Origin of the sequence: Hungatella sp. SB206 (assembly GCF_051132295.1) — a bacterium.
GTDB classification, from domain to species: Bacteria; Bacillota; Clostridia; order Lachnospirales; family Lachnospiraceae; genus Hungatella; species Hungatella effluvii.
Window position 1 is genome coordinate 6,235,394 of sequence record NZ_CP096603.1, and the last position, 23,027, is coordinate 6,258,420.

20 protein-coding genes are annotated in these 23,027 nt (G+C 49.2%); 11 read left to right on the forward strand and 9 right to left on the reverse strand.

Going from position 1 to position 23,027, the window contains the following annotated elements:
- Window positions 1-400: 400 nt before the first annotated feature.
- From M1L66_RS27690 to M1L66_RS27710, 5 genes are all read left to right on the forward strand, one after another.
- Window positions 401-1,411: a hypothetical protein gene (locus M1L66_RS27690; RefSeq protein WP_412329766.1), complete on the forward strand. Its 1,011-nt coding sequence runs from the start codon at window positions 401-403 to the stop codon at window positions 1,409-1,411.
- Window positions 1,412-1,955: 544 nt separating this feature from the next.
- A complete protein-coding gene (locus M1L66_RS27695; protein ID WP_412329767.1) occupies window positions 1,956-2,312 on the forward strand; it encodes a helix-turn-helix domain-containing protein in 357 nt (118 codons plus the stop codon).
- A complete protein-coding gene (locus M1L66_RS27700) occupies window positions 2,309-3,790 on the forward strand; it encodes a recombinase family protein (protein WP_434688947.1) in 1,482 nt (493 codons plus the stop codon). The genes M1L66_RS27695 and M1L66_RS27700 overlap by 4 nt, the downstream gene beginning before the upstream one ends.
- A gap of 2,035 nt (window positions 3,791-5,825) precedes the next feature.
- Window positions 5,826-6,272, forward strand: a complete 447-nt coding sequence (locus M1L66_RS27705; RefSeq protein ID WP_243270209.1) for a hypothetical protein — start codon at window positions 5,826-5,828, stop codon at window positions 6,270-6,272.
- A 292-nt stretch (window positions 6,273-6,564) separates the two neighbouring features.
- Window positions 6,565-6,771, forward strand: coding sequence for a hypothetical protein (locus tag M1L66_RS27710; protein WP_002604593.1), 207 nt, complete (start codon window positions 6,565-6,567; stop codon window positions 6,769-6,771).
- A gap of 77 nt (window positions 6,772-6,848) precedes the next feature.
- Here the strand turns inward: M1L66_RS27710 and M1L66_RS27715 are convergent, their stop codons facing one another.
- The gene (locus tag M1L66_RS27715; protein WP_434688948.1) at window positions 6,849-7,724 is read right to left on the reverse strand and encodes an AraC family transcriptional regulator; all 876 of its coding nucleotides are present in this window, start codon (window positions 7,722-7,724) and stop codon (window positions 6,849-6,851) included.
- A gap of 161 nt (window positions 7,725-7,885) precedes the next feature.
- Here M1L66_RS27715 and M1L66_RS27720 point away from each other — a divergent pair, with 161 nt between their 5' ends.
- On the forward strand, window positions 7,886-9,289 hold the full coding sequence (locus M1L66_RS27720) for an alpha-glucosidase/alpha-galactosidase (protein WP_434688949.1): 1,404 nt from the start codon (window positions 7,886-7,888) through the stop codon (window positions 9,287-9,289).
- Between the two features lie 213 nt (window positions 9,290-9,502).
- On the opposite strand, the gene M1L66_RS27725 is transcribed toward M1L66_RS27720, so the two are convergent.
- Together M1L66_RS27725 and M1L66_RS27730 are read right to left on the reverse strand one after the other, a co-directional pair.
- A complete protein-coding gene (locus M1L66_RS27725) occupies window positions 9,503-9,964 on the reverse strand; it encodes a helix-turn-helix domain-containing protein (RefSeq protein ID WP_434688950.1) in 462 nt (153 codons plus the stop codon).
- Window positions 9,918-11,060, reverse strand: a complete 1,143-nt coding sequence (locus tag M1L66_RS27730) for a hypothetical protein (RefSeq protein ID WP_434688951.1) — start codon at window positions 11,058-11,060, stop codon at window positions 9,918-9,920. Before M1L66_RS27730 ends, M1L66_RS27725 begins: the two co-directional genes overlap by 47 nt.
- Window positions 11,061-11,235: 175 nt before the next feature.
- On the opposite strand from M1L66_RS27730, the gene M1L66_RS27735 reads away from it, so the two are divergent.
- The 5 genes from M1L66_RS27735 to M1L66_RS27755 all read left to right on the forward strand — a co-directional run bounded on the left by M1L66_RS27735 (window position 11,236) and on the right by M1L66_RS27755 (window position 17,927).
- Window positions 11,236-11,742 carry a (2Fe-2S)-binding protein gene (locus M1L66_RS27735; protein WP_187019955.1) on the forward strand — a complete coding sequence of 169 codons (507 nt, stop codon included), beginning with the start codon at window positions 11,236-11,238 and terminating at the stop codon, window positions 11,740-11,742.
- Window position 11,743: 1 nt separating this feature from the next.
- Entirely contained in the window at window positions 11,744-14,011 is a 2,268-nt protein-coding gene (locus tag M1L66_RS27740) for a xanthine dehydrogenase family protein molybdopterin-binding subunit (protein WP_434688952.1), read from the forward strand.
- Between the two features lie 7 nt (window positions 14,012-14,018).
- The gene (locus M1L66_RS27745; RefSeq protein ID WP_187019959.1) at window positions 14,019-16,415 is read left to right on the forward strand and encodes an FAD-dependent oxidoreductase; all 2,397 of its coding nucleotides are present in this window, start codon (window positions 14,019-14,021) and stop codon (window positions 16,413-16,415) included.
- Window positions 16,402-17,025: a nucleotidyltransferase family protein gene (locus M1L66_RS27750; protein WP_434688953.1), complete on the forward strand. Its 624-nt coding sequence runs from the start codon at window positions 16,402-16,404 to the stop codon at window positions 17,023-17,025. Before M1L66_RS27745 ends, M1L66_RS27750 begins: the two co-directional genes overlap by 14 nt.
- 140 nt (window positions 17,026-17,165) lie before the next feature.
- Window positions 17,166-17,927 (forward strand): hypothetical protein, encoded by a 762-nt coding sequence (locus M1L66_RS27755; RefSeq protein WP_434688954.1) that lies wholly within the window; start codon window positions 17,166-17,168, stop codon window positions 17,925-17,927.
- Window positions 17,928-18,139: 212 nt separating this feature from the next.
- Here M1L66_RS27755 and M1L66_RS27760 read toward each other — a convergent pair whose 3' ends face one another.
- From M1L66_RS27760 to M1L66_RS27785, 6 genes are all read right to left on the reverse strand, one after another.
- Complete coding sequence (locus M1L66_RS27760; protein ID WP_187019964.1) at window positions 18,140-18,640, reverse strand: metallophosphoesterase family protein; 501 nt, start codon at window positions 18,638-18,640, stop codon at window positions 18,140-18,142.
- A complete protein-coding gene (rdgB, locus tag M1L66_RS27765; RefSeq protein ID WP_434688955.1) occupies window positions 18,637-19,251 on the reverse strand; it encodes an RdgB/HAM1 family non-canonical purine NTP pyrophosphatase in 615 nt (204 codons plus the stop codon). Before rdgB ends, M1L66_RS27760 begins: the two co-directional genes overlap by 4 nt.
- 27 nt (window positions 19,252-19,278) lie before the next feature.
- A complete protein-coding gene (locus M1L66_RS27770) occupies window positions 19,279-20,829 on the reverse strand; it encodes a lectin like domain-containing protein (RefSeq protein ID WP_434688956.1) in 1,551 nt (516 codons plus the stop codon).
- 4 nt (window positions 20,830-20,833) lie between these two features.
- On the reverse strand, window positions 20,834-21,949 hold the full coding sequence (locus M1L66_RS27775; protein ID WP_187020607.1) for a THUMP domain-containing class I SAM-dependent RNA methyltransferase: 1,116 nt from the start codon (window positions 21,947-21,949) through the stop codon (window positions 20,834-20,836).
- Between the two features lie 43 nt (window positions 21,950-21,992).
- Entirely contained in the window at window positions 21,993-22,541 is a 549-nt protein-coding gene (yfcE, locus tag M1L66_RS27780; RefSeq protein WP_187019969.1) for a phosphodiesterase, read from the reverse strand.
- A gap of 67 nt (window positions 22,542-22,608) precedes the next feature.
- Entirely contained in the window at window positions 22,609-22,917 is a 309-nt protein-coding gene (locus M1L66_RS27785) for a rhodanese-like domain-containing protein (protein WP_002604607.1), read from the reverse strand.
- Between the last annotated feature and the right edge of the window lie 110 nt (window positions 22,918-23,027).

A 23,027-nucleotide genomic window follows, 5' to 3' on the forward strand; every position in this document is an offset into this window, starting at 1 on the left:
AAGTCAACGGTCAAGATAAACGGCGCTATCGCGCCGCCGTTGACAGTCTCACCTGCCTTTGCTATTGGGTAATCAAGGGGAAAGCCTTAGAGTGGCTTTCCCCCACTTTTATTCTTAAAAAACTCTTTTTAAATAGATTGATTGGCGGACAATCACGGTCTGGAATTGTCCGTCTTGTCAACCATTTTGCAGAATAGTCAGGAACCGTCAAGGCCGGGCGAAATCCCGTTCATTTTAGCCTTGACGGTTCCTGACTGTTCTGCTATGTTTTAGGTGTGATTAGATTACTTCGGGCCAAGTTGACTCAAGGTTTATGAAAAAAGCAAGCGGTAAATCGGAATTGGGAGGAATAATAAAGTGAAAACAATTTCTCTGATTGAAAGTATTAAGGAGGTCGAACATGATTGATGTGAATGTATCTATTTCAGGTATCATCATGTGTTGTGATGAAAGTCTCTGTGGCATAACTTTGGACAGAGGGTATGCTATAGAAAAGTGTGGTCTTGATACGCTATTTTTCAAAGATAAGATAACTAATGGCAGAGGCAATTTGAACACAGACTATTTTGGCTCACGAATCATTGAAGATGAGAAGGTATCGTTTATTTGTTTAAAAAAGGACGATATTATACAAATAGAAGGTCCAAGCTTTAGTGCGTCTAAACGCGTGATATCAGACAAAGATTGTATGTGCGAAGATGAGCTTTCACAGTACATGAACAACGAAATGGTATACCTAAATGAACGAATCAATCTTCTCAGACTTTTTAAGTCTGGTAATATCGGATTTATAGATGTTTTCTTCCATTATTCGTTCACTGTAATGGGATTTATTAAAAACACTGTAGACCATTGCAATCATAATCAAACGCGAAATACAATTGCGAGTCAACGATTTACATTAAACGAATCGGAAGTCGTTTCGTGCAATCAGTGGCTTAATGATTACTGCAATGCACCGTATGCCTTGCTGAAAAATAGCATTGATGAGTTTTCATGGGGATTAGAACAGATTGATGTCCCGACTGGATTTGAACAGTATACAACGGCATTGGAAATGACTCTTTTACCGCAAAACCAACCTGGAAAAAAGCAAATGTTGGCTAATAGAATAAGTGCGCTATTAGGAAATACACCTACCGAAGTCCAACAGATTCATCAAAAGGTGCTGGATTTTTATAGATTTCGTTCTGAATCATTACACGAAGGGAATGGCTCTAATATTACAGATTCGGAATTGCACGAACTCGAAAATATAACAAGAGATGTTTTGAAAAAATGCCTTTGGCGTTGTAAAACTGAGCACAATTCAAACTCCAATGTTACATGGGAGGCAATAAAAGACGTAATTATAAATGACCTGATTGCGCAAGTCACCTTATTAAAAAATTCGGGTGTTTTGCTTGAATAGTAATGATATCAAAGGTTTCAACAGTGATATAGATGCCAAAGAAACTATATAAAGCCGAATTATTATAGCCACTTCGCGCAAAGTTGTCCCGAAGACAGAAGAATTACATAAGCTAGAGTTTTTCATATACGCCCTGTCGGCTGATGAAAGCAAGCGGCAATTTTCTCCTTAACAGTCGCAAATCCTGGCCCGCTTTCTTGCCGCTTCAAAATGCCATTGCCTATTCCGGCAGCAATGGCATTTTCGCGGCAACGCCGACAGAGCGTATAACACACTACACTTTGCTTCGCAAAGTCGTGTGCCAAAGGGTGTCCCTTTGGAAACCCCATTTTGCCGGAGTGTGTCCACACTCCGACAAAATGCCAAAATAAGCGGTATCAATCTGCTGTTATAAATATAGCAGAATTGACCGCTTATTTTGTTGCAAGCCGTTCTGTCTTTATGATTGCTCTATGTGTTTTTGTGATTGAATGTATGCTTAAACAGGGTTGAATAATATGCGTAGTTATGATATAATAATTACAAAGGACAGGAGGCAAAAATCATGAAAGAATTAGGAGAACGCCTGCGGACATTGCGTGAAAGTGTAAAACTCTCACAGGTAAAAATGGCAGAGTTATTGGGAGTAAAACAATCCAGCATTAACCGATATGAACAGGGGCTTTCGGCACCCTCTTTAGAAACACTTTTACAGTATGCGGATTATTTTGATGTATCTATGGATTATATTTTTGCTCGTACAGATAAGCCACAGGGCAAGCTATATGAATATCGTCCCAGGATTACAGCCGGAAGTGAGGAAATGAAGCAGTTTATTGAAATGTGTTTTGACCCACAATCACCTATGAATGGGAAGCTAAAACAAACGATTCTTCAATTGATGGAGGAGGATACAAAATGAATGGTGTCATTTATGCCCGTTATTCATCTGATAACCAAAGGGAAGAGAGTATTGAGGGACAGTTAAGGGAATGCAAGGAATACGCCCAGCGTAACGGCATTACAATTTTGGGAACCTACATTGACCGGGCGTTGTCAGCAAAAACAGATAACCGGCCTGAATTTCAGCACATGATTAAGGACAGCGCAAAGGGATTGTTTGACGTTGCACTTGTATGGAAATTAGACCGTTTTGCCCGGAACCGCTATGACAGCGCACGCTATAAGAATATGTTGAAAAAGAATGGAGTAAAGGTTATTTCCGCAAGAGAAAATATTTCAGAGGGCAGCGAGGGAATTATTCTGGAAGCTATGCTTGAGGGATATGCGGAATACTATTCTGCGGAACTATCAGAAAAGGTTATCCGGGGACTTACTGATAATGCGCTGAAATGTAAATATAATGGCGGCACTGTTCCTTTGGGTTACTATATTGATGAACAACAATATTATCAGATTGACCCCAAGACCGCCCCTGTCGTGCTGGAAATGTTCACACGTTATAGTGAGGGCAGCACCATGCAGGAACTTGTAAACTTATTGAATGACAGGGGTATGCGCTCTATTCGAGGCGGTAAGATAACACTGAATATTATGAACCACCTTTTAAAGAACCGCCGCTATATGGGGGAATACAGTTACCGTGATGTTATAAAAGAAGATGGAATCCCGGCGATTGTCCCAAAAGAATTATTTGAACGAGTACAGGAGCAATTAGCCAAGAACAAGAAAGCTCCTGCCCGCCACAAAGCCGAGGACGATTATCTGTTATCTACCAAATTATACTGTGGCAAGTGTAACTCTTTTATGGTGGGGGAAAGCGGCACAAGCCATACACTGAAAGTACATCACTATTACCGCTGTGTGAATACCAAGAAAAAGAAACTCTGTACTAAGAAAGCGGTCAAGAAAGATTGGATTGAAGATTTGGTCATTAACTATACAATGAAAGCCATCATGAATGATGAAGTCATGGAACGTCTGGTTGATACGCTTATGGAATTACAGAAAAAGGAAAGTACAAATTTGCCCCTTTTGAAGAAACAGCTTGCAGAAACGGAAAAAGGTATCAACAATATGCTGAATGCTATCCAAGCCGGGATTTTTACCCCGTCTACAAAACAGCGGTTAGACGAATTGGAAGAAACCAAGGGCCAGCTTGAAGTTAGTATTTTACAGGAAGAAATGCAGAAGCCCATGTTGACAAGGGAACAGATAGCATTTTTCATTTACCGGTTCCGAAAGTTTGACACAACAAAACGGGAACAGCGGCAAAGACTGATTGACAGTTTTGTGAATGCAGTGTATCTTTATGAGGACAAGGTTATTATGACATTCAACTATAAAGACGGTTCTAAAACTGTGACGCTTGCCGAGGTGGAGGGTTCGGATTTATCCTGCTTCGGTGCACCAGAAAGTCCATACTTAAACCATTTGTAAAAATTTACGGTGGTTTGGGTATTAGCAAATTCAATAGATCTAAGCAATGAAAGATGGGCAGCCGGTTTCGGTAGCCCATCTTTCATTTTTGGGCCACATTTCTCAAACTCACCTTCCAGCGTAACATTTCGGGGAAAAGGATTGAATCAAACGGTTCCTTATACTCAGCATCAAGCGTCAAATCCTCAGAAACCAGTATCCGCTTACAGCCTGAATAAACATTCTTTTTTGTAAATCATCAGCCAGCTTATAGACTTTGCCACATTCATCCAGAAGTTCAAATGTATTAGTCAGTTTTTGTTCAGATTTTGCATGTTCCGTTTGATTCTTGCAGACAAATGGAATCGAAGCGGATGGTTGGGCAACGCTATGACCTGATTAGGTACGCTTCCAGGGTTTTGTAGAATGGATGTGTATAAGTGACAAAAGCGACGCCGTTGGCCAGAGTGAACCGAAACTTCCTTATCGAAAATGACCTGACGCTATTTAAATATAACAGAAATGTTGACGATTCCAAGCTCTATGCCAAACCATCATATCATGTAATTATGAAGCAAAATGAACATAGCTACCATTCATAACAGGTGAACTATTTCCACTATCCAGAATAAAATTATATTAGAAGCTTGATACTCATCTGGTTTCTAAGATTCATAATGGAAGAGGGGATACAAACATGAATATATATAACTGCATGGATGAAAATTACCATAAAAACTGTAATAACTGCTGCAACTGCTCTTGCTGTCGAGGACCACAGGGTGTACCTGGCCCTCAGGGGGTACCCGGACCACAAGGCCAACAGGGACCAACCGGACCACAGGGCCAACAAGGACCGCAAGGCGTACAGGGACCACAAGGCGTAACCGGGCCACAGGGCGAACAGGGACCGCAAGGCGAACAAGGACCGCAAGGCGTAACCGGGCCACAGGGCGAACAGGGACCACAGGGCGTACAAGGGCCGCAAGGCGTAACCGGGCCACAGGGCGAACAGGGACCACAGGGCGTACAAGGGCCGCAAGGCGTAACCGGACCACAAGGCGAACAGGGACCGCAAGGCGTAACAGGCCCACAGGGCGATCCCGGACCGCAAGGCGTAATTGGGCCACAGGGCGATCCCGGGCCACAAGGCGTAACAGGACCACAGGGCGATCCCGGACCACAGGGCGTACAGGGACCGCAAGGCGTAACCGGACCACAAGGCCAACAGGGGCTACAGGGTGAACAGGGACCACAAGGCGTAACCGGGCCACAAGGCCAACAGGGGCTACAGGGTGAACAGGGACCGCAAGGCGTAACTGGGCCGCAGGGCGAACAGGGACCACAAGGCGTAACTGGGCCGCAGGGCGATGCCGGACCGCAAGGGGTAACCGGACCGCAAGGCGTAACCGGGCCACAGGGCGAACAGGGACCGCAAGGCGTAACTGGGCCACAGGGCGAACAGGGACCACAGGGCGAACAAGGACCGCAAGGCGTAACTGGACCACAAGGCGAACAGGGACCGCAAGGCGTAACTGGACCTCAGGGCGTACAGGGACCGCAAGGCATACCCGGTTCGCAAGGCGTAACCGGACCACAAGGCGAACAGGGGCTGCAGGGTGAACAGGGGCCACAAGGGGTAACCGGGCCACAAGGCGAACAGGGACCACAAGGTGCACCTGGACCACAGGGTGAACAGGGACCACAAGGGGTACCTGGGCCTCAGGGCGAACAGGGACCACAAGGGGTACCTGGACCTCAGGGCGAACAGGGACTACAAGGGGTAACCGGGCCGCAGGGCGTAACCGGGCCGCAGGGCGTAACCGGTCCGCAAGGCGAACAGGGACCACAAGGGGTAACAGGGCCGCAGGGTGAACCCGGGCCGCAAGGGGTACAAGGCCCACAGGGTGAGCAGGGACCGGAGGGCTCCTTTAATCCGGGAGATGTTCTGTTTTATATAAACGGTAATGGTGGCCCAATCCCCATTAGGTTTGGAGAGGATTTAAACTTTATATCCCCCAATTTAAATATTAATTTATTTGACAATCCAGCAACTGTGGAAATTGATGGTAAATCAACGCAAAATGCATTTGGCGGTCTTTATTCCAATATTGATCAAACATTTGTTTTTACCACCAGCGGCCAGATTGAACAGGTACAACTCAATAATTTTATGCCTTCTTTTGATGTTGGGACAAATCCAAACGAACTGCAAATTTTTATTCCAGGTGAATACGAAATTAATTATATGATCCGTATAGCCCCAGTTGAGACGCCAGACCAGACAATTTCGGCGGGAGTACGGCAAAACGGCAGCTTCATCGATTCCACATTGCAGTACAGCACATTATCCACAACTGATAATACGATCTTACAAGGAAGCGTCATTGAGTTCCTAAGCGGTACCGTTGATCTATCGTTTTCTTCCACAGGATCCGCATCTTTTAATTTGACTCCGCTTACGAACGCTACTCTTACGGTAGAACGTGTTTCACCATTTTGATAAAAAGATCAGGCTATATAATAATTCTCACTAATCGCAAGAATCTTAGAGCGGTAAGTCACGGCTTTTTCCAGCGAATGGTTTAAGCACGGTACAGATATGCGCAGTAATAAAAATGTTAAAAAGCACCGGGATTCCATATATTTACTGGAATTCCCGGTGTTTTCTATGTTCCTCTTCTTTCCTGCCGCCTTGCCAAACGGCTTTTCCCGGTCCATTCATCTGTCAGCAGAAGTTTCCTGCATATTTTCTCCCAATGATACAGAAACTACTGCAGACAGGAGGTATGATCATGGCAAAAGCAGGAATGAGAAGACCCAGTCCTTATGATGCGGATAATCATGGAACCGAAAATCATCATAAAATGAATCGTCCTGAGAATGAGCAGGCCCAGGTACCCGAAATTCAGGGCGCCGCTAAAAATGGTAATGCAAAAGCCGGCCCCATCCATGCACCCAACTGGGCCAGAGACGATTATAAGACTGGGGATCATGAATAACTGAGGTTATAGGATCGCGGCAGGGAGGCGGGGAAATGAAGTCCCCCCTGCTTGCCTTTCTCAAATGAATCTTACCCCTACTCCTTCATATCCCCACAGCAAATCCTTCTATACTTAAGCGGAGTCTTATCCGTCAATTTCTTAAACACCCGTTCAAAATACGTCACACTCTCAAATCCCAACAGCTCCGAAATCTCTGTCACCGAATACTCACTGCCCGCCAGCAGCTCCTTTGCCTTCCGGATCCGGGTGATATTCCGGTACTCATTGACGGAGAAACCAGTCACCTCCCGAAAGATCCGGCTCAAATACGACTTGCTGATGAAGAACCGTTCCGCCAGGTCCTCCAGCGATTCGTCTGTGTCATAATGGTGAAGCAGATAGTCGGCCACCTCATGAACCTTCTGGTGTCTGGCCGTCTGCACTGTGGAAATCTCCCCGCCCTGCTTATTAAATACCCGGTTCCTGCGGCAGCGGTAAATGAGCAGAAGAATCTCCGCCAGTTTCAGCTTTACCATCCCATCGTATTTTCCCTGCTTTTCCCTTAACTCCTCCCGAATCTCGAACAGCAGGCGCTTCACCTGCTCCCACACCTTTTCCGGAAGCTCGGTTACGCCATAGTTCTCCTCGAACATCCTGGTTAACGGAACCACCCCCGCCTGCTCCAGCAATGGGCTGAAGCCTTCCTGGCTGATCTGCAGAAGGATCCTGTCGTGATACGACTTCCCGGCCAGACTGGTCTTGTGAATCTGCTGGCGGTTGACCAGAACCACCATCCCCTTTTTCACATGGTAGGTCTCCCGGTCAATAAAGTAGTACCTCTCTCCTTCCAGCAGAAAATACAATTCAAAGCTGTCATGAAAATGTTTGGTCTGCATCGTAAATTCGTAGTCGCGGATCACCTCATCAATGGTGAGCCCCGTCATTTTCTCTGAAAATACCGTTTGTTCCATCCTCTGCCTCTTCCTTCATTTTAAAAACAAGTAGCCAAAAGTACGAAAATACCATAAAAAGCATCGATTCTATAAGATTTATAATACTATACTGCTGTATAATTAGCAATAGAAAGAAATGAGACACGAAAGCAGAAAATGCATAGAAGGAGGATTTTACCATGAAATACGAAAACAACAAAGTCCGTGATTTGAACATCGCTTATATCGGCGGCGGCTCCAGAGGCTGGGCCTGGACCTTCATGACCGACTTGTCCATGGACGATTCCTTAGGCGGAACCATCCGTCTTTACGACATCGATGAGGCTGCGGCCAAAAATAATGAAATCATCGGAAATAAGCTGACTTCCAGAGAGGATACAACTGGAAAATGGAATTACGTTACGTGCAGCACCATCGGAGAAGCGCTGACCGGCTGTGACTTCGTCGTAATCTCCATTCTGCCCGGCACCTTTGATGAAATGGCAAGCGATGTTCATTTGCCGGAACGCCTCGGCATCTACCAGTCCGTCGGCGACACCGCAGGCCCTGGAGGAATGATCCGCGCCCTGCGCACCATTCCCATGTTTGTAGAAATTGCGGAGGCCATCAAAGAGTACGCTCCGGAAGCATGGGTCATCAACTACACCAACCCCATGACCTTATGCGTTAAGACGCTGTACCATGTATTCCCGCAGATCAAGGCATTTGGATGCTGCCACGAAGTATTTGGCACCCAGAAGGTATTAAAGGGGATCTGCGAGGAAACCTTTGGTCTGACCGATATCGACCGCCATGACATCAACATCAACGTACTGGGCATCAACCATTTTACATGGCTCGACAAGGCTTCCTATAAAGGAATCGATCTGTTCCCGGTTTACCGTGATTACATCGACAGCCACTACGAAGAAGGCTACAACGAGCCAGACAAAAACTGGGCCAACAGCACCTTTGACTGTGCCCACCGCGTTAAATTTGATTTATTCCGCCGCTATGGTCTCATAGCTGCCGCAGGCGACCGTCATCTGGCAGAGTTCATGCCGGGCAGCGAATACTTAAAAGATCCCGAGACCGTATCTTCCTGGAAATTCGGCCTGACCACAGTAGACTGGAGAAAGGCTGATTTACAGAAGCGCCTCGACCGCAGCCACCGCCTCGTATCCGGTGAGGAAGAGATAAAGCTTGAACCTTCAGGAGAGGAAGGTATCCTGTTAATCAAGTCCTTATGCGGCTTGGAACGCTCCATCAGCAATGTCAACATCCCGAATACTGCCCTTCAGATTGCCAATCTCCCGGCAGACGCCGTGGTAGAAACCAATGCCGTATTCAGCTTAGACAGCATCCAGCCCATCGTCGCCGGCACCATACCGGAGCAGGTAAAGACCTTAATTGCTCCTCATGTAGAAAATCATGAAAGAATCTTAAAAGCTGCACTTACATACGACCGCGCCCTCGTCTGCGAAGCCTTCCTCGCCGACCCGCTTGTCAAAGGACGCGCATCAGAGGAAGAAGTACAAACTCTGGTAAACGATATGATCGCCAACACCCTAAACTACCTGCCAGACGGCTGGAAAGAAAACTAAAACTAAACTTTTATTAAAAGGATGCTCCGCCTTGTCACCCCCAGGCCGGAGCACCCTTTTTCCTTCCACCATTTAATCTAATCTAAGCTAACCTAACCTAAACTAACCTAATCTAAGCTAATCCCCCCAATCCAAAAACTACGCTTTACCTCCTTACAAAGCCAGTACCCAGCCTCACTCCCGCTCTCCACAAGCTCTGAGGCGTCCCCATCCTCACTCCCCTTCTCTTGGTATCGTCCCACTATAACACCCGCTCTTCATCCACAGCGGAAGCAGCTTCGCCAGCACGCTGAACAGAAGCCGTCCCTCATCGCTGGAGAGGTCCGCATCCCACAAATCCTCGATCAGCTTAATCCGGTAACGGACAGTATTAACATGTGTATAAAGTTTGTCCGCCGTCTTCTGGTAATTGAACTTACATTTGACAAAGACCCTTACGGTCATCGCCAGGACATCCCGTTTTTCCTCATCCATCTGATTCAGAAGTTCGTCCATTTCCCCCAGCATCTGGTTGATGGGCCATGAATTCTCCGGGTAGTTGAGCAGCCGGTAGATTCCTAAATCGTGGTAATAGCAGATCCGCTCGCCGTACTCCAGAAGTCCGGCGATATGGGCTGCACTTTCCGCCTCAAAGAAAGCGGTAACCGCCTGGGAAATGGTGTAATACCGGCTCACTCCCGCCCTGCACCGTTTGCCGGCACGGTCTAAAATATCCAGCAGACGACGGCCAAAATGGTCCACGTCTTCCGTCGATGCAAACAGCCGCAGACTCCCTTCCGCCGAAAAGCTGTAACAGAGCTTCTGCGGAAAATAATGATGGATCAGATAGGACAAATACTCCTTTTTTTCCGTCCGCTGTGCCGTCTGCCTCCAGATCCCGAAGAACCAGCGCATATCCTGATTCCGGAAACAGGTTCGTCACCGACGAATCCGGCATCTGCCCGCCGCAGATCATTTCAATCGCGGCCTCAATCCGGCGGGAACGCCGTTTGTAATCGTCAATACCGGTACAAAGAATGGAAGCGTAGTTTAAAAGTATGTAATCCGATGGCTCGAATATTCCCTCTTCTCCAATCAGGCAGAGCACGCCAAATGGCAGGCGGTTTTTAAACAGCTCCGCCTGCAGCAGCATTTTCTTCGAACGCGACGAGAAATAGAGGCTTACATGAGACAACGAAGATTTCTGCGGCTCCTTCCGCCAATAAGCAGGATAGAAAACAGCCTCATTCAACACTGGAACCGATGGCTTCACAAAGGTATCCTGACCTACAATCAGCGCCGCCTGGCAGCCGGTCCAGTAATTCAGTCCATCTAAGAGAGAATCCGTTCCGCTGGTGTAAAATCGGTGCTGAAGATCTTCCAATACCCGGTCATACGCTCTTACGGTTCCATCTGTCCTGGACGCGATCAGATGAGAATACTCATTTATCAGTGATGCGAAATGTTCCGCTGCCGCAGTCCCGAAGACCAGTTCCCTCTCACAGCATGCCTTTGCCAGCGCATCAATCCTTTCATCTTCCTCCCCGGACAAATCCGCGAGAAATCCTGCCGCCCCGCGGCCTTTTAGCTTCTCCAGCCACATGGCCAGCTGCTCTCTCCCACTGGGAATCAGGCCGCCGTATACCAGAAGCAGACTCTGCGGCTCCCATACTGCCGGCCCGGACCTGCAAATAAAAGCCAGGCCGCTGACCTCTTTCTTATAAAAAGGCGTTCGAAAACAGCACTCTGAAAAAGTCCCGCATCTGGCCAAATACTCCAATTTTAATTTCATTTCCGGTGAAGCTCCTTTCCCTACAAAAACATGGCTTACTTTTTGTAGATTACCTGTCTCACACCTGTGTTATAGTTATTTTAGGCATAATGATATATTTTTGTCAATAACGTTTTACTTTTTTAGTTCATTATTATAGTTCGGCAAATACCAATGTAAGGAGGTTATAAAATTTATGAGCGAAAACAAGAAATCGGTCACAATCACCGTCAACGGTGATGTGTACCAGCTGGGTGTGGGGAATGCGGTGGGTGAGATTGCTCCCGCGGACACACTGGCAGAAACGCTGCGTGAGCGCCTTCTGCTGACGGGAACCAAGATTTCCTGTGATGACGGCGCCTGTGGCTGCTGTACCGTCATCATGAACGGGAAAGCCATACCGTCCTGTACGGTGCTGACCATCGAGTGCGACGGCGCCGACATCCGTACCATCGAGGGACTCCAGGACCCGAATACAGGCGAACTGGATAAGGTACAGCAGGCGTTTGTCGACCATTCCGCGTTTCAGTGCGGATACTGCACACCGGGAATCATTATGACGACCGAGGCACTGCTGGCGGAAAATCCACATCCGGATGAGGAAGAGATCAAGGAAGCTCTGGCCGGAAATTACTGCAGATGCATCAGCCATTACCAGGTGCTGGAGGCCGTGAAGCAGGCTGCCGAAGAAGGGAGTGAATGATATGGGTAAGGAATTCAGATATGTGGGCAAGCCGACTCCCCGAATAGACGGCAAAGCCATTGTTACAGGATCCGCGGAGTACGCGAACGACATACATATGCACGGAATGCTCTACGGCCGGATTAAAATGAGTCCACATCCTCACGCCATGATAAAGAAAATTGATGTGAGCAAAGCCCTGGAGCTTCCTGGAGTAAGAACCATCCTGACCTATGAAAATGTCTTTGACTGGATTACAGGGATGCCGGCTCAGAAAAGGATTCTGGACCGTCATGTGCGTTTCGTCGGCGACCCGGTGGCGCTGATTGCCGCCACGTCAAACCGGACTGCTGAAGAGGCGGCTGATTTAATCGAAGTGGAATATGAAGTACTCCCCGCCATACATGACTTAAATGAGGCCATTGCTGACGGAGCCCCGCAGTTATACGAGCAGTTTCCGGGCAATATTATCGAGCGCGGCTGCCCGCCTTTCGGCCCCAAGGCCCTGCAGGAGCTGGTCATGGGAGATACAAAAAAGGGCTTTGAGGAATGTGCTGTCGTCGTAGAAGGCACCTCAAAGTATGAGACAATATCCAATCCGCTTCCTGCTGAGAGTCCGGGACTCGTGGCCTGGTGGGATGGACCCAGCCAGTGCAGCATGAAGGGCAGTTTTCAGAGCCCAAACATCCAGAAAATGATCATGCAGCTTGCCATGCCCGGTGTCACCGTCCGCGTCACCTCCACCAATGTAGGTGGAAGCTTTGGAAGCAAGAACACGGTTCCCATGGAAGGGCTCTACTGTGCCGCGCTGGCAAAAGCTTCCGGCAGACCGGTGAAGCTGGTCATTTCCAAGGAAGCTCATCTGTCCACTTATATGCTCCGTTTAGGCAGCCGTCTGACTGCCAAAGTCGGACTGCTGGCCGACGGAACGGTTCACACCTATGAAGGAACCTGGCTTGTCGGTTCAGGCGTTCACTCTGATTTCGGTCAGGGTCAGATCGCCAACGGTTTAGGACGCGCCATGCTGCTGCTCAACAAATGCAAACACTGGAATTACCAGCCCCATCTGGTCGCCACCAACCGCTGCCGTTCCGGTGGTATCCGTGGATTCGGCGGACAGGAATCTTATGCATCTCTCGTTCCGGTTCTGTCCATGGCCATGGCGAAGATGAATCTGGATCCTGTGGACTTTTTCAAGAAGAATATGTGTGACATCAACGGCGGCTACTATTGGGTCGAGGGACACTGGTGGGAAAACCATTTCTTAAGCTATAACGATGTCATGGATCATGCAGCCGAACACTTCGGCTGGAAGGACAAATTCGCCGGTTGGCTGAAACCTTACAAGACTGTCGGAAGCAAGCAGTATGGCGTGGGCTGCTGTGTTCACGGAAGTGCCGACTGTGGTATGCTGCACGGTGAGGCTTTCGTCAAACTGGACGGCTGGGGAACGGCCAATATCAACGTCTGTATCGCTGAATCCGGAATGGGACAAAGATCAGCCGTTGTGAAAATGGCTGCTGAAATTCTAAATCTTCCATTGGATAAAGTAACCATTTCTACGCCTGACAGCCAGGATAACCCATGGGACTGGGGACTGGCCGGATCGAGAGGGACTCTTGTATATGGGCGCATGGTAGGCGACGCGGCCCGAAGTGCCAGAACACAGCTGCTGGAAGGCGCAGCCGCCATTCTTCACTGCCCTGCCGAAATGCTGGATACGCGTGACGGAATCATTTTCATGAAGGACAATCCGGAAGTCGCGCTTCCATGGATTGCCGTGTTAGGGCCGATGAACACCATTACAGGCCATGGCGTCTTCGAAATGGATCACTCCAAGCCATGTTTCATGATCTCATTCGTCGAGGTGGAAGTGGATACCGACACCGGAGACGTAAAAATTGTTCGCATAGTAGAGGGAACCGACGTTGGTCAGGTCATTGATCCCTATTCCTTAAAGATGCAGTTAGAAGGCGGACTGGGAAGCTGCGGAAGCGACAGCGCCATCAACGAGGAGATGATTCTGGACGAAAAGACCGGAAAATTCCTGACTAACAACCTGGTTGATTTTAAGTGGAGAGTCTTCCCGGATCTTCCGACCTTTGAAACTCATATTGAAGAAACCCCCAATGATTTAAGCGCATTTGGAGGAATCGGAGTCGGTGAGATATCCGGTGCTCCGTTACCGGGAGCTATTATAATGGCGGTTTCCAATGCAATCGGCATTCAGCTTATGGATTATCCTCTGACACCGGATCAGATCCTTAAGGCGTTAGGAAAGGCGAGGTGAACACTAAATGAAAAATTTTAACCATACGGATGCAGAGAGCTTAAGCCAGGCCGCAGGCATTTTAAAGGAAGAACAGCAAAATGCCCGAATTATCGCAGGCGGGACGGATCTGCTCAGTGTCTTAAAGCATAAATTAGAACCTGATTACCCGGAAACAATTGTGAATATCAAATCCATTGAAGGACTGAACCACATCGAGGAGGACGAAGACGGCTTAAAGATTGGTGCGACTGCCAAACTCTGTGATATTGCGTCCTCGCCTCTGATTCAGCAGGAATACGGTGCGCTGGCCGACGCCGCAAGAAGTGTGGCGACTCCCTTAATCCGCAACCTTGCCACCATCGGCGGCAATCTCTGTCAGGAAGTCCGTTGCTGGTACTACCGCTATCCCGATGAAATCGGCGGCAGAATCCAGTGTCTCCGCAAGGGAGGCGATACCTGCAACGCCATGACCGGCGAAAATAAGAACCATTCCATTTTCGGAGCCAGGAAGGTAAACTTAAGCGGCTGTTCTTCCAATTGTCCCGCCCATGTGGACATCCCGGAATACCTTGCAAAGCTGCGCGCCGGCGATATGGACGGCGCGGCGGCGATCCTGCTGGAGGCTAACCCGATTCCGGCCGTCACCTCCCGTGTCTGTACCCATTTCTGCCAGATGAACTGCAAGCGGAAGGAGTACGACGACAATGTCAACATTGGAGGCATGGAACGGTACGTGGGTGACTATATCCTGGAACACAGCGACCGGTTTATGGTGCCGCCGAAAACAGACAGCGGCAGGCGCGTTGCCATCGTAGGCTCCGGCCCCGCCGGTTTAACTGCAGCATTCTATTTAAGGAGCCGTGGGCACAGCGTCCGGGTGTACGATAAAATGGAGGAAGCCGGCGGACTTCTCCGCTATGCGATTCCGGAATACCGTCTGCCAAAGGAGATCGTCAGAAGCTTAATCTCCGCTATGGAACACATGGGGATCGAATTCCTGACAGGCGTTGAGATCGGAAAAGACATCCCGGTGAATGATCTGGTGGAACAGTATGACAGCGTCTTTCTAAATACGGGCGCCTGGAAACGGCCTCTGATCGGGCTCGATGGGGAAGAACTCACCACCTTCGGCCTGGATTTCCTGATTGAAGTCAATAAATGGATGGAAAGCAAGATCGGCAAAGACATCATCGTTGTCGGCGGCGGAAACGTGGCGGTGGACGTGGCAATCACAGCCAAACGTCTGGGCGCTGCAAACGTGGTTATGGCGTGTCTGGAACCGGAAAATCAGATGCCGGCAAGCGAAGAGGAATTGAACCGCGCCAGAGAAGAAGGCATCACGATCCTCCCATCCTGGGGGCCTAAGGAGATTCTCCGCGGCAATGGGGAAATCGTAGGGCTCGTCTTAAAACGCTGTACCGCCGTCTTCAATGATCTGGGTCATTTTGCCCCATCTTACGATGAAAATGAAACTACCACACTTCACGGCAGTTCCATCCTCATGGCGGTAGGCCAGAAAACCGACCTCTCCTTCCTGGGTGAGGCGCTGGAGTTGGAGGTCAGCCGCGGGCTGATATCCGTAGACCCTGCGACTATGAAAACCAGTGTAGATAAAGTCTTTGCAGTCGGTGATGTCACGACCGGACCGAAAACGGTGGTGGACGCCATTGCAGACGGCAAAAAAGCTTCTGTCGCAGTCCACTGCTTTATGACCGGCGAGACGGAAGGGGACGCGAGACACCCGCTTGGCGGGCTGATTACCTTTGACGCCTCCTGTACCGGTCACTCGACAGCCGCCAGGCTGCCGGAACGCCCGAAGGAGGAGCGTGGACTTCATCTGGAGGATTCCTATGGACTTACGTGGGAACAGGTGCAGGAAGAGGCAAAACGCTGCTTTAACTGCGGCTGTCTCGCCGTGAACCCCTCCGATGTGGCAACCGTCCTCACCGCAATGGATGCAGAGATCGTAACCAGCAAACGCAGAGAGCCAATCGGGGAAATGATGAAGAAATCCCATTGCCGGCTGGTGGAAGAGGACGAAATTGTAACGGAAATTCGAATTCCGGCTTCCGCAAAGAACTACCGGATCGGCTATGATAAGTTCCGTGTCAGGGATTCCCATGATTTCGCCGTAGTCAGCGTTGCCTCTGCCTGCAAGGTACAGGATGGCGTCGTCACAGATGCAAGAATTGTATTGGGCGCCGTCGCCCCGATTCCGCTGCGCGCCAAGGAGGCGGAAGCTTATATCATCGGAAAAACAGTCACTGAGGAGCTGGCCTCTGAAGCGGCTGAGATCGCCCTTCAGGGAGCGCTTCCGCTTTCCAAAAATGGCTATAAAGTACAGATTGCCAAGACTCTGGTACGGAACTCCTTGTTAAACGCCAGAACTCCACTGAAGAATGATGCTTATGGGAAGAATTGAAGCAATACTTTTAGCCGCGGGTTATTCTTCCAGGATGGGGCGTTTAAAACCTCTTCTGCCCATAGGAGGGACCACGGTGATCCGCAGGCAGGCCGAAGTACTTGACGGCCTGACCGACCGGACCATCGTGGTGACCGGTTACCGTGGAGATGAAGTGGAAGCACATTTATCCGGAAGCCGCGTGACAACGGTCAGAAATCAGGCCTTTGCGGAGGGTATGTTTACCTCGGTAAAGGCCGGGATTCTGGCTCTGGACCAGGAGGTTTCGGCATTTTTGATTCTGCCGGTAGACTACCCGCTGGTAACACGGTCGCTGATAAAAGACCTGATAGAAGAATTCCACCGCTCGGGAGCTCCCGTCCTGTATCCCTCTTTTTCAATGCGGAAAGGCCATCCTCCTGTGATCTCGGCCGCCTGCATTCCGGAGATACTGTCTTATCAGGGCGATGCGGGACTAAAAGGAGCACTGACACCATTTAACAGCGAATCGAAATATTTTTCAGCGAAGGATGAGACCTGCATCATAGATATGGACACGCCGGAGGACTATAAAAAGGTGCTGGCGCTGGAGGCAGGGCTGCATCAGAGGCTTTTCACTGCCGCCAGGTAACGTATACAGCGACAAGCAGCCCGGAGATAATAGAAGCCGGTTTTATAATTATTTTTAATGAATTTTCACAACAATAAGCGTGGTTTTTTACTCCTATTCGTAGTATAATATAGATACTCTCACGGAAAGGAGGTAAGATCATGTTAAATACACAGAACCAGGAATTATTACAGGCGATCGGATGTATGGTTGGCGAAAAAATGGAGACTTGCTTTACTGAGTATGACGCGAGGTTGGATGCGAAGCTGGATGCTCGCTTTGCTGAATATGATGCGAAACTGGACGCTCGCTTTGCTGAATATGATGCGAAATTAGACGCCCGCTTTGCTGACTACAACGCTAAACTCGTTTCACAATTTGCCGACTACGACGCCAAACTTGATTTACGTTTCGCCGACTACGACGCCAAACTTGATTCACGTTTCGCTGACTACGACGCCAAACTTGATTCACGTTTCGCTGACTACGACGCTAAACTCGTTTCACAATTCGCCGACTACGACGCTAAACTCGATTCACGTTTCGCCGACTACGACGCCAAACTTGACTCCCGTTTCGCCGACTACGACTCTAAACTCGATTCACGTTTCGCCGACTACGACGCCAAGCTTGACTCCCGTTTCGCCGACTACGACGCTAAACTCGATTTCCGCTTCGAATCAACCACCGCATACCTTCTGTCAGAAATAGACACCCGTATTGCCAAGAGCGAAGCCATGCTTCTCGATGAAATTGAGCGCATCCACATGCAGGTATGGGAAAACTCCAAAAAGCTGAAGCAGCTCCAGAAGGACGTATCCTCGCTGAGATCGAAAGACAATGATTTCGGCATCATTTATTCCTATCTGAATAAGCTGGACTTCCGGGTCTGCAGACTGGAGTCTGCCCTATCGCCCCTATAACCCCTGAAATGAAAAACGCTCCGGCATATCGTTGCGGGAGCGTTTTTATAAACAAACAGGTATCTGGCAGTACGGACTACCAGACCTTCGTATTCTAACTTTCCATTTTTCTGTAACATCCCAAATTCACTTACACACCTTTACACATTTCTTCCCACTAATTTCACTACAGGCACTTCTTCCGCAATCTCTTTTTCTTAATTCTCCACCCACTAATTATACTGCGGCTCCAGAAAGTTTAAAGTAAAATGCGCCTTCCCCTGATCATCCAGTTCCATAATCATAAACGACGGTTTCCTTCCATCCTGTCTGGGATAAGACAGACTTCCGGGATTCAAAATAGTCACACCGCCCCGCAACTCATAGAAAGGTCTGTGGGTATGTCCGTACATGACGATATCCAGACGGCGGTCTCTCGCTTCCTGCTCTAAGCGCTCCACGCCCAAAGACACATTATAATAGTGACCGTGAGTCAGAAGGACACGGTACTCTCCGATCTTTAATTCCTTCTCCCGGTCTAAATTGGAAAAAAAGTCGTTGTTCCCCAGCACCATTTCCAGGTCACAGTTTTCTCCAACCCAGCCCGCGATTTTCGTTTCGCTGCCTTCCGCATCGCCAAGATGAATAAGCATATCGAGCGGCGATGTCTTCTCAATCACTTTTTTCAGATTATCGTCTTTTCTGTGTGTATCGCTCACAATTAATATCTTCATCCCACGTCCCCCTTATAGATCTCTTCCAGCTTCCGCTTCATCGCCTCAAGCGCTTTTCCGCGGTGGCTGATCCGGTTTTTCTGCTCCATGGTAATCTCCGCGCTTGTCACTCCGAACTCCGGCAGGAAGAGGATCGGATCGTATCCAAAGCCGCCATTTCCCGCCGCTTTTTCTGCAATGATTCCCTCCATGGTCTCTTCCGTATGGACAACACTTCCATCCGGCAGCACAGCCGCAATATTGCACACAAACCGGGCGCTTCTGTCGTCACCGACCGCCTCATTGACCCTGGAGATAATGGTCTGATTCTTGATCTCATAGGAAGTATCCTCGCCCATATATCTGGCTGAATAGATACCCGGCTCTCCATTTAGGCAGTCCACCACCAGGCCGGAATCATCCGCAAGGACAATCCCCCCAGTCTCAGCCCACACCGCTTTCGCCTTGATCTCCGCGTTCTCACCGAACGTTTTCCCATCCTCGACGATCTCCGGATCGGCCCCGGCCTCTTTCATGGATAAAATCTCCATTCCCAAATCGGCTAGAATCAGCCGGATCTCCTTCATCTTTCCCTCATTGCCAGTGGCAAATACGATCCTGTTATTACTCATCTGTATATTCTCCTTCATAAAACGGATTCACTTCCTGTCCGTGGTATAGGCCTTCAGGCAGAGGTTGCATTTCTGCTCCTCCTCGACCCTGGTAAAATTCACCCCATCGGGACTGATGTACCCCTCACCGTCACTGATGTCCACGATCGTCTTTCCATCCCCTGCATCGTATTCGATTGCGGCCGGATGGACGCTGTCCGGAGTCGTCAGTTTCACCAGCACGGCAAACCGCTCCCCCGGTTCAAGATCCAGCCCAGCCCTTGTATCTGCGTTCAGAGGGATCGTATAGAATCCTGCATAGTCGAGACTTCCTGACGCCGCCAGCTTCCGGTTTTTGAAACCTTCTCCGGCCTTTATGGACTCCTCGTCCCCGATATTTTTCACAACATAGACTTCATAGGAAGAATGTCTGTCTGTGGCATAGAATCCAGCCGCCTCCAGAGTCTCCTTTCCCTGCGCCTCATAGACATTGGAGAACCATACCGTATCGGAACCATACCCCAGCTGCCCCACCCAGCCCCTTAAATCTGTCTGGTAGTTATGATCGTAATGATCCTGATCTTCCACATCCGTGTAGATAATATTATTCAGCCCGATATTGGAGTCGTAATATGACACATAAAAATATCCGTCATCGCCAAAGCCGTCTCCCCAGCTGTTCATGCAGATAAACGCTCCATCGCCATTGACTTCCGTGTTAAAATTCTCCCGCGGATACTCGTCATCCCAGCCAATGATCACGGAATCATGGTTCGGCGGCTGAGACCCAATATAGCAGTAGGCGTATTTCTCCTCATTATAATGAACGGACTGGCTTTCCTCGTCCGTCATGGAAGTGTAAAGGGAGCTCTGTACGCCTCCATACTGAAGAATGGCCCGCTTAATCTTTTCATAATCTTTTCCCGGCACCAGTTCGACTCCCTGGACGTGTTTGACCGCCTTTAAGCCCGCGGGAGAGACACCGTCTCCATAGGGATCATCCGCTTCCAGGACCGGCCCCTTCCAGGACAGGAGATACGCCATGGACATCGTATACTCCCCTCCGTCGCTCTGCGGAATGCAGAAACCATTATTCAGGGACATATGATCCTCTGAAAAGTCGTATACCTCATTGGGAAGCAGACGCGCTTCCAGCGCCATCAAAGAGGCAAAGGCCCAGCAGGTTCCCAGAGAGCCCTGGTTCTTTATCGAAGGCGCCCGGCCTGTTGTACGGCCGTCATAGGCCACAGGAAGCACCTCCGGCACCGGATTCGCGGTATTCCCCGTCCCATCAGTTCCGGCGTCTCTTTCCGCCTCCGCCTCCAGCGGTCTGTTAAATTCTCTGCCGCCCATCTCCGCATTTCCATTGCCCTGGGTCACATCGTTTTGATCCGCATTGTCTCGATCCGCATTGTCTCGATCTGCATCCCCCTGATCTGCACTGCCCTTACCGGCATCTCTGCCATTCTCCCCGGTACCCGTAAATGCCCATTCCGGCACTCGGAAACCGCCTGTTGGCCACCGGCCGTTAATCCAGAGTACAGCGGTTCCGGTGAGCACCAGAACGGCCGCCGTTCCCAGCCATTTTCCTGCTTTCAACTAATCAATCTCCTGTTTTCCGCTTTGGAGGTTTCGGTCCCATAAACTGGTAGAAATACGTCTTCATCATACCATTGTATATCTTCCGGTTCTTGTCCGCTTTTCGCCCGACGTACCGTTCCGCATCCTCATAAGCGGTTATCATATAGAGGGACCAGGAATCCAGCGCGCGGTACCGTTCACCGATCTCCTTATACAGCGCCGGCAGATTCTCCTTCTCCTCAATTCTCTCTCCATAAGGCGGATTCGTAATGATAAATCCGTACTTCTTCGGATGGCTGAGCGCACTTAATGGCCTCTGCTGGAAATGAATCATATGATCCACACCGGCAGACTCCGCATTGGCTCTCGCCGCCTTCACAATATCGCCATCGATATCGTACCCCTGGATATCGACCTCCACCTCTGTCTCCAGCAGATCCGAGGCCTCATCCATGGCCTCATACCAGAACTTCCGCGGTATGATGTTCTTCCAGTCTTCCGCCAGGAAGGACCGGTTCATTCCAGGCGCCATATTGGCCGCTATCATGGCTGCTTCAATCGGAAATGTACCGCTTCCGCAGAAGGGATCCACCAGAATCCGGTCTCGGTTCCACGGTGTCATCATGATCAGAGCCGCGGCAAGGGTCTCCGTGATAGGCGCCTTGCTGGTAAGGGTACGGTAGCCTCTTTTATGGAGTGAATCTCCTGAAGTATCGATCCCTACCGTCACCTCATCTTTATACAAAAATACACGGAGCGGATAGCTGCTTCCGCTCTCCGGAAACCATTCCAGGCCATACGCCTTCTTCAGCCGCTCCACCATGGCTTTCTTCATGATTGACTGGATATCGGAAGGGCTGAACAGCTTGCTCTTAATGGAGGACGCCTTCGCAACCCAGAACTTTCCATCCTGAGGAATATATTCCTCCCACGGAATACTCCGTGTATTCTGAAATAACTCCTCAAATGATTCCGCATGAAAGCTTCCCACTTTCAACAGGACACGCTCTGCCGTGCGCAAAAACAGATTCGCGCGGCAGATGGTCTCTTCATCTCCGATAAATGTCACACGGCCGTCTTCCACCAGAGTGATATCATATCCCAGATCCGTAATTTCTCTTTTTAAAACAGCCTCCATGCCAAAGTGACACGGCGCAATGAGTTCAAATGTTTTTTTCACTTTATTCTCCCAGGTTCTTTTCTTTAATCACGCGGCCCTCGAAATCCAGGATCCGAAAGACCCCAGCCTCCAAAATCGCGTATGTCGGCGGATTGCCTTCCTTCGGTATGGATACAGAGCCGGGATTTAAGATGGTGATATCCCCGCACTGATCCGCCCGGAGCACATGGGTGTGCCCATGAAGCAGCACATCCCCTTTCTGCATGGGTGGAAGGTGATTCTCATGATAAACGTGGCCATGTGTGGCATAGATGGTGATTCCATCAATCGCCAGCAGCGCATAGTCCGCCATCACGGGAAATTCCAGCACCATCTGGTCCACCTCCGTGTCACAGTTTCCCCTGACACAGTAGATTCTGTCTTTACAGCCGTTTAACATGGCCAGCACCTCTTTAGGAGCATATTCCTTCGGCAGATCATTTCTCGGTCCGTGATAAAGAATATCTCCCAGTAAAACAAGGCGATTCGCTCCGGATGCCTCAAACGCTTCCAGCAGCTTTCTGCAATAGAACGCGGAACCGTGGATATCGGACGCAATCATATATTTCATAAGTAAATTCTCCTTCTTGCATTAATAGGTATATTTTAAGTCTTACAGGGCGTATCTGTCAATAAATTTACCCTCGAACCAGATATTTTCCGCGGTAATAGGCGATTCCGTTGGCCACATTCAGCACAGAATACCCCATACGGGCCAGATAGCGGCATACCATCATACTTTGTCCGCCTCTCGCACAGTAAAATACCAGCAGTTTATCTTTTGGAAGTTCGGAAACTCTCTGCTCCATTTCCTCATACGGAATATTGACAGCCCCATTTAAATGGGCTCTCTGATACGATGCGGCATTTCGCAGATCAATCAGCATCATATCGTACTCATTTTCTATATAATAATCGACTTCACCAATCGGTATTGTCTTGAACATACAATCACCTGTCCTTTCTATTACCATTATATTCACGACCCGTGAAAAGTTTATCTTTCTGATCGTGACTGCATGAAAGGCGTCCTTACAATCAAAAAGCACAGGGAGAT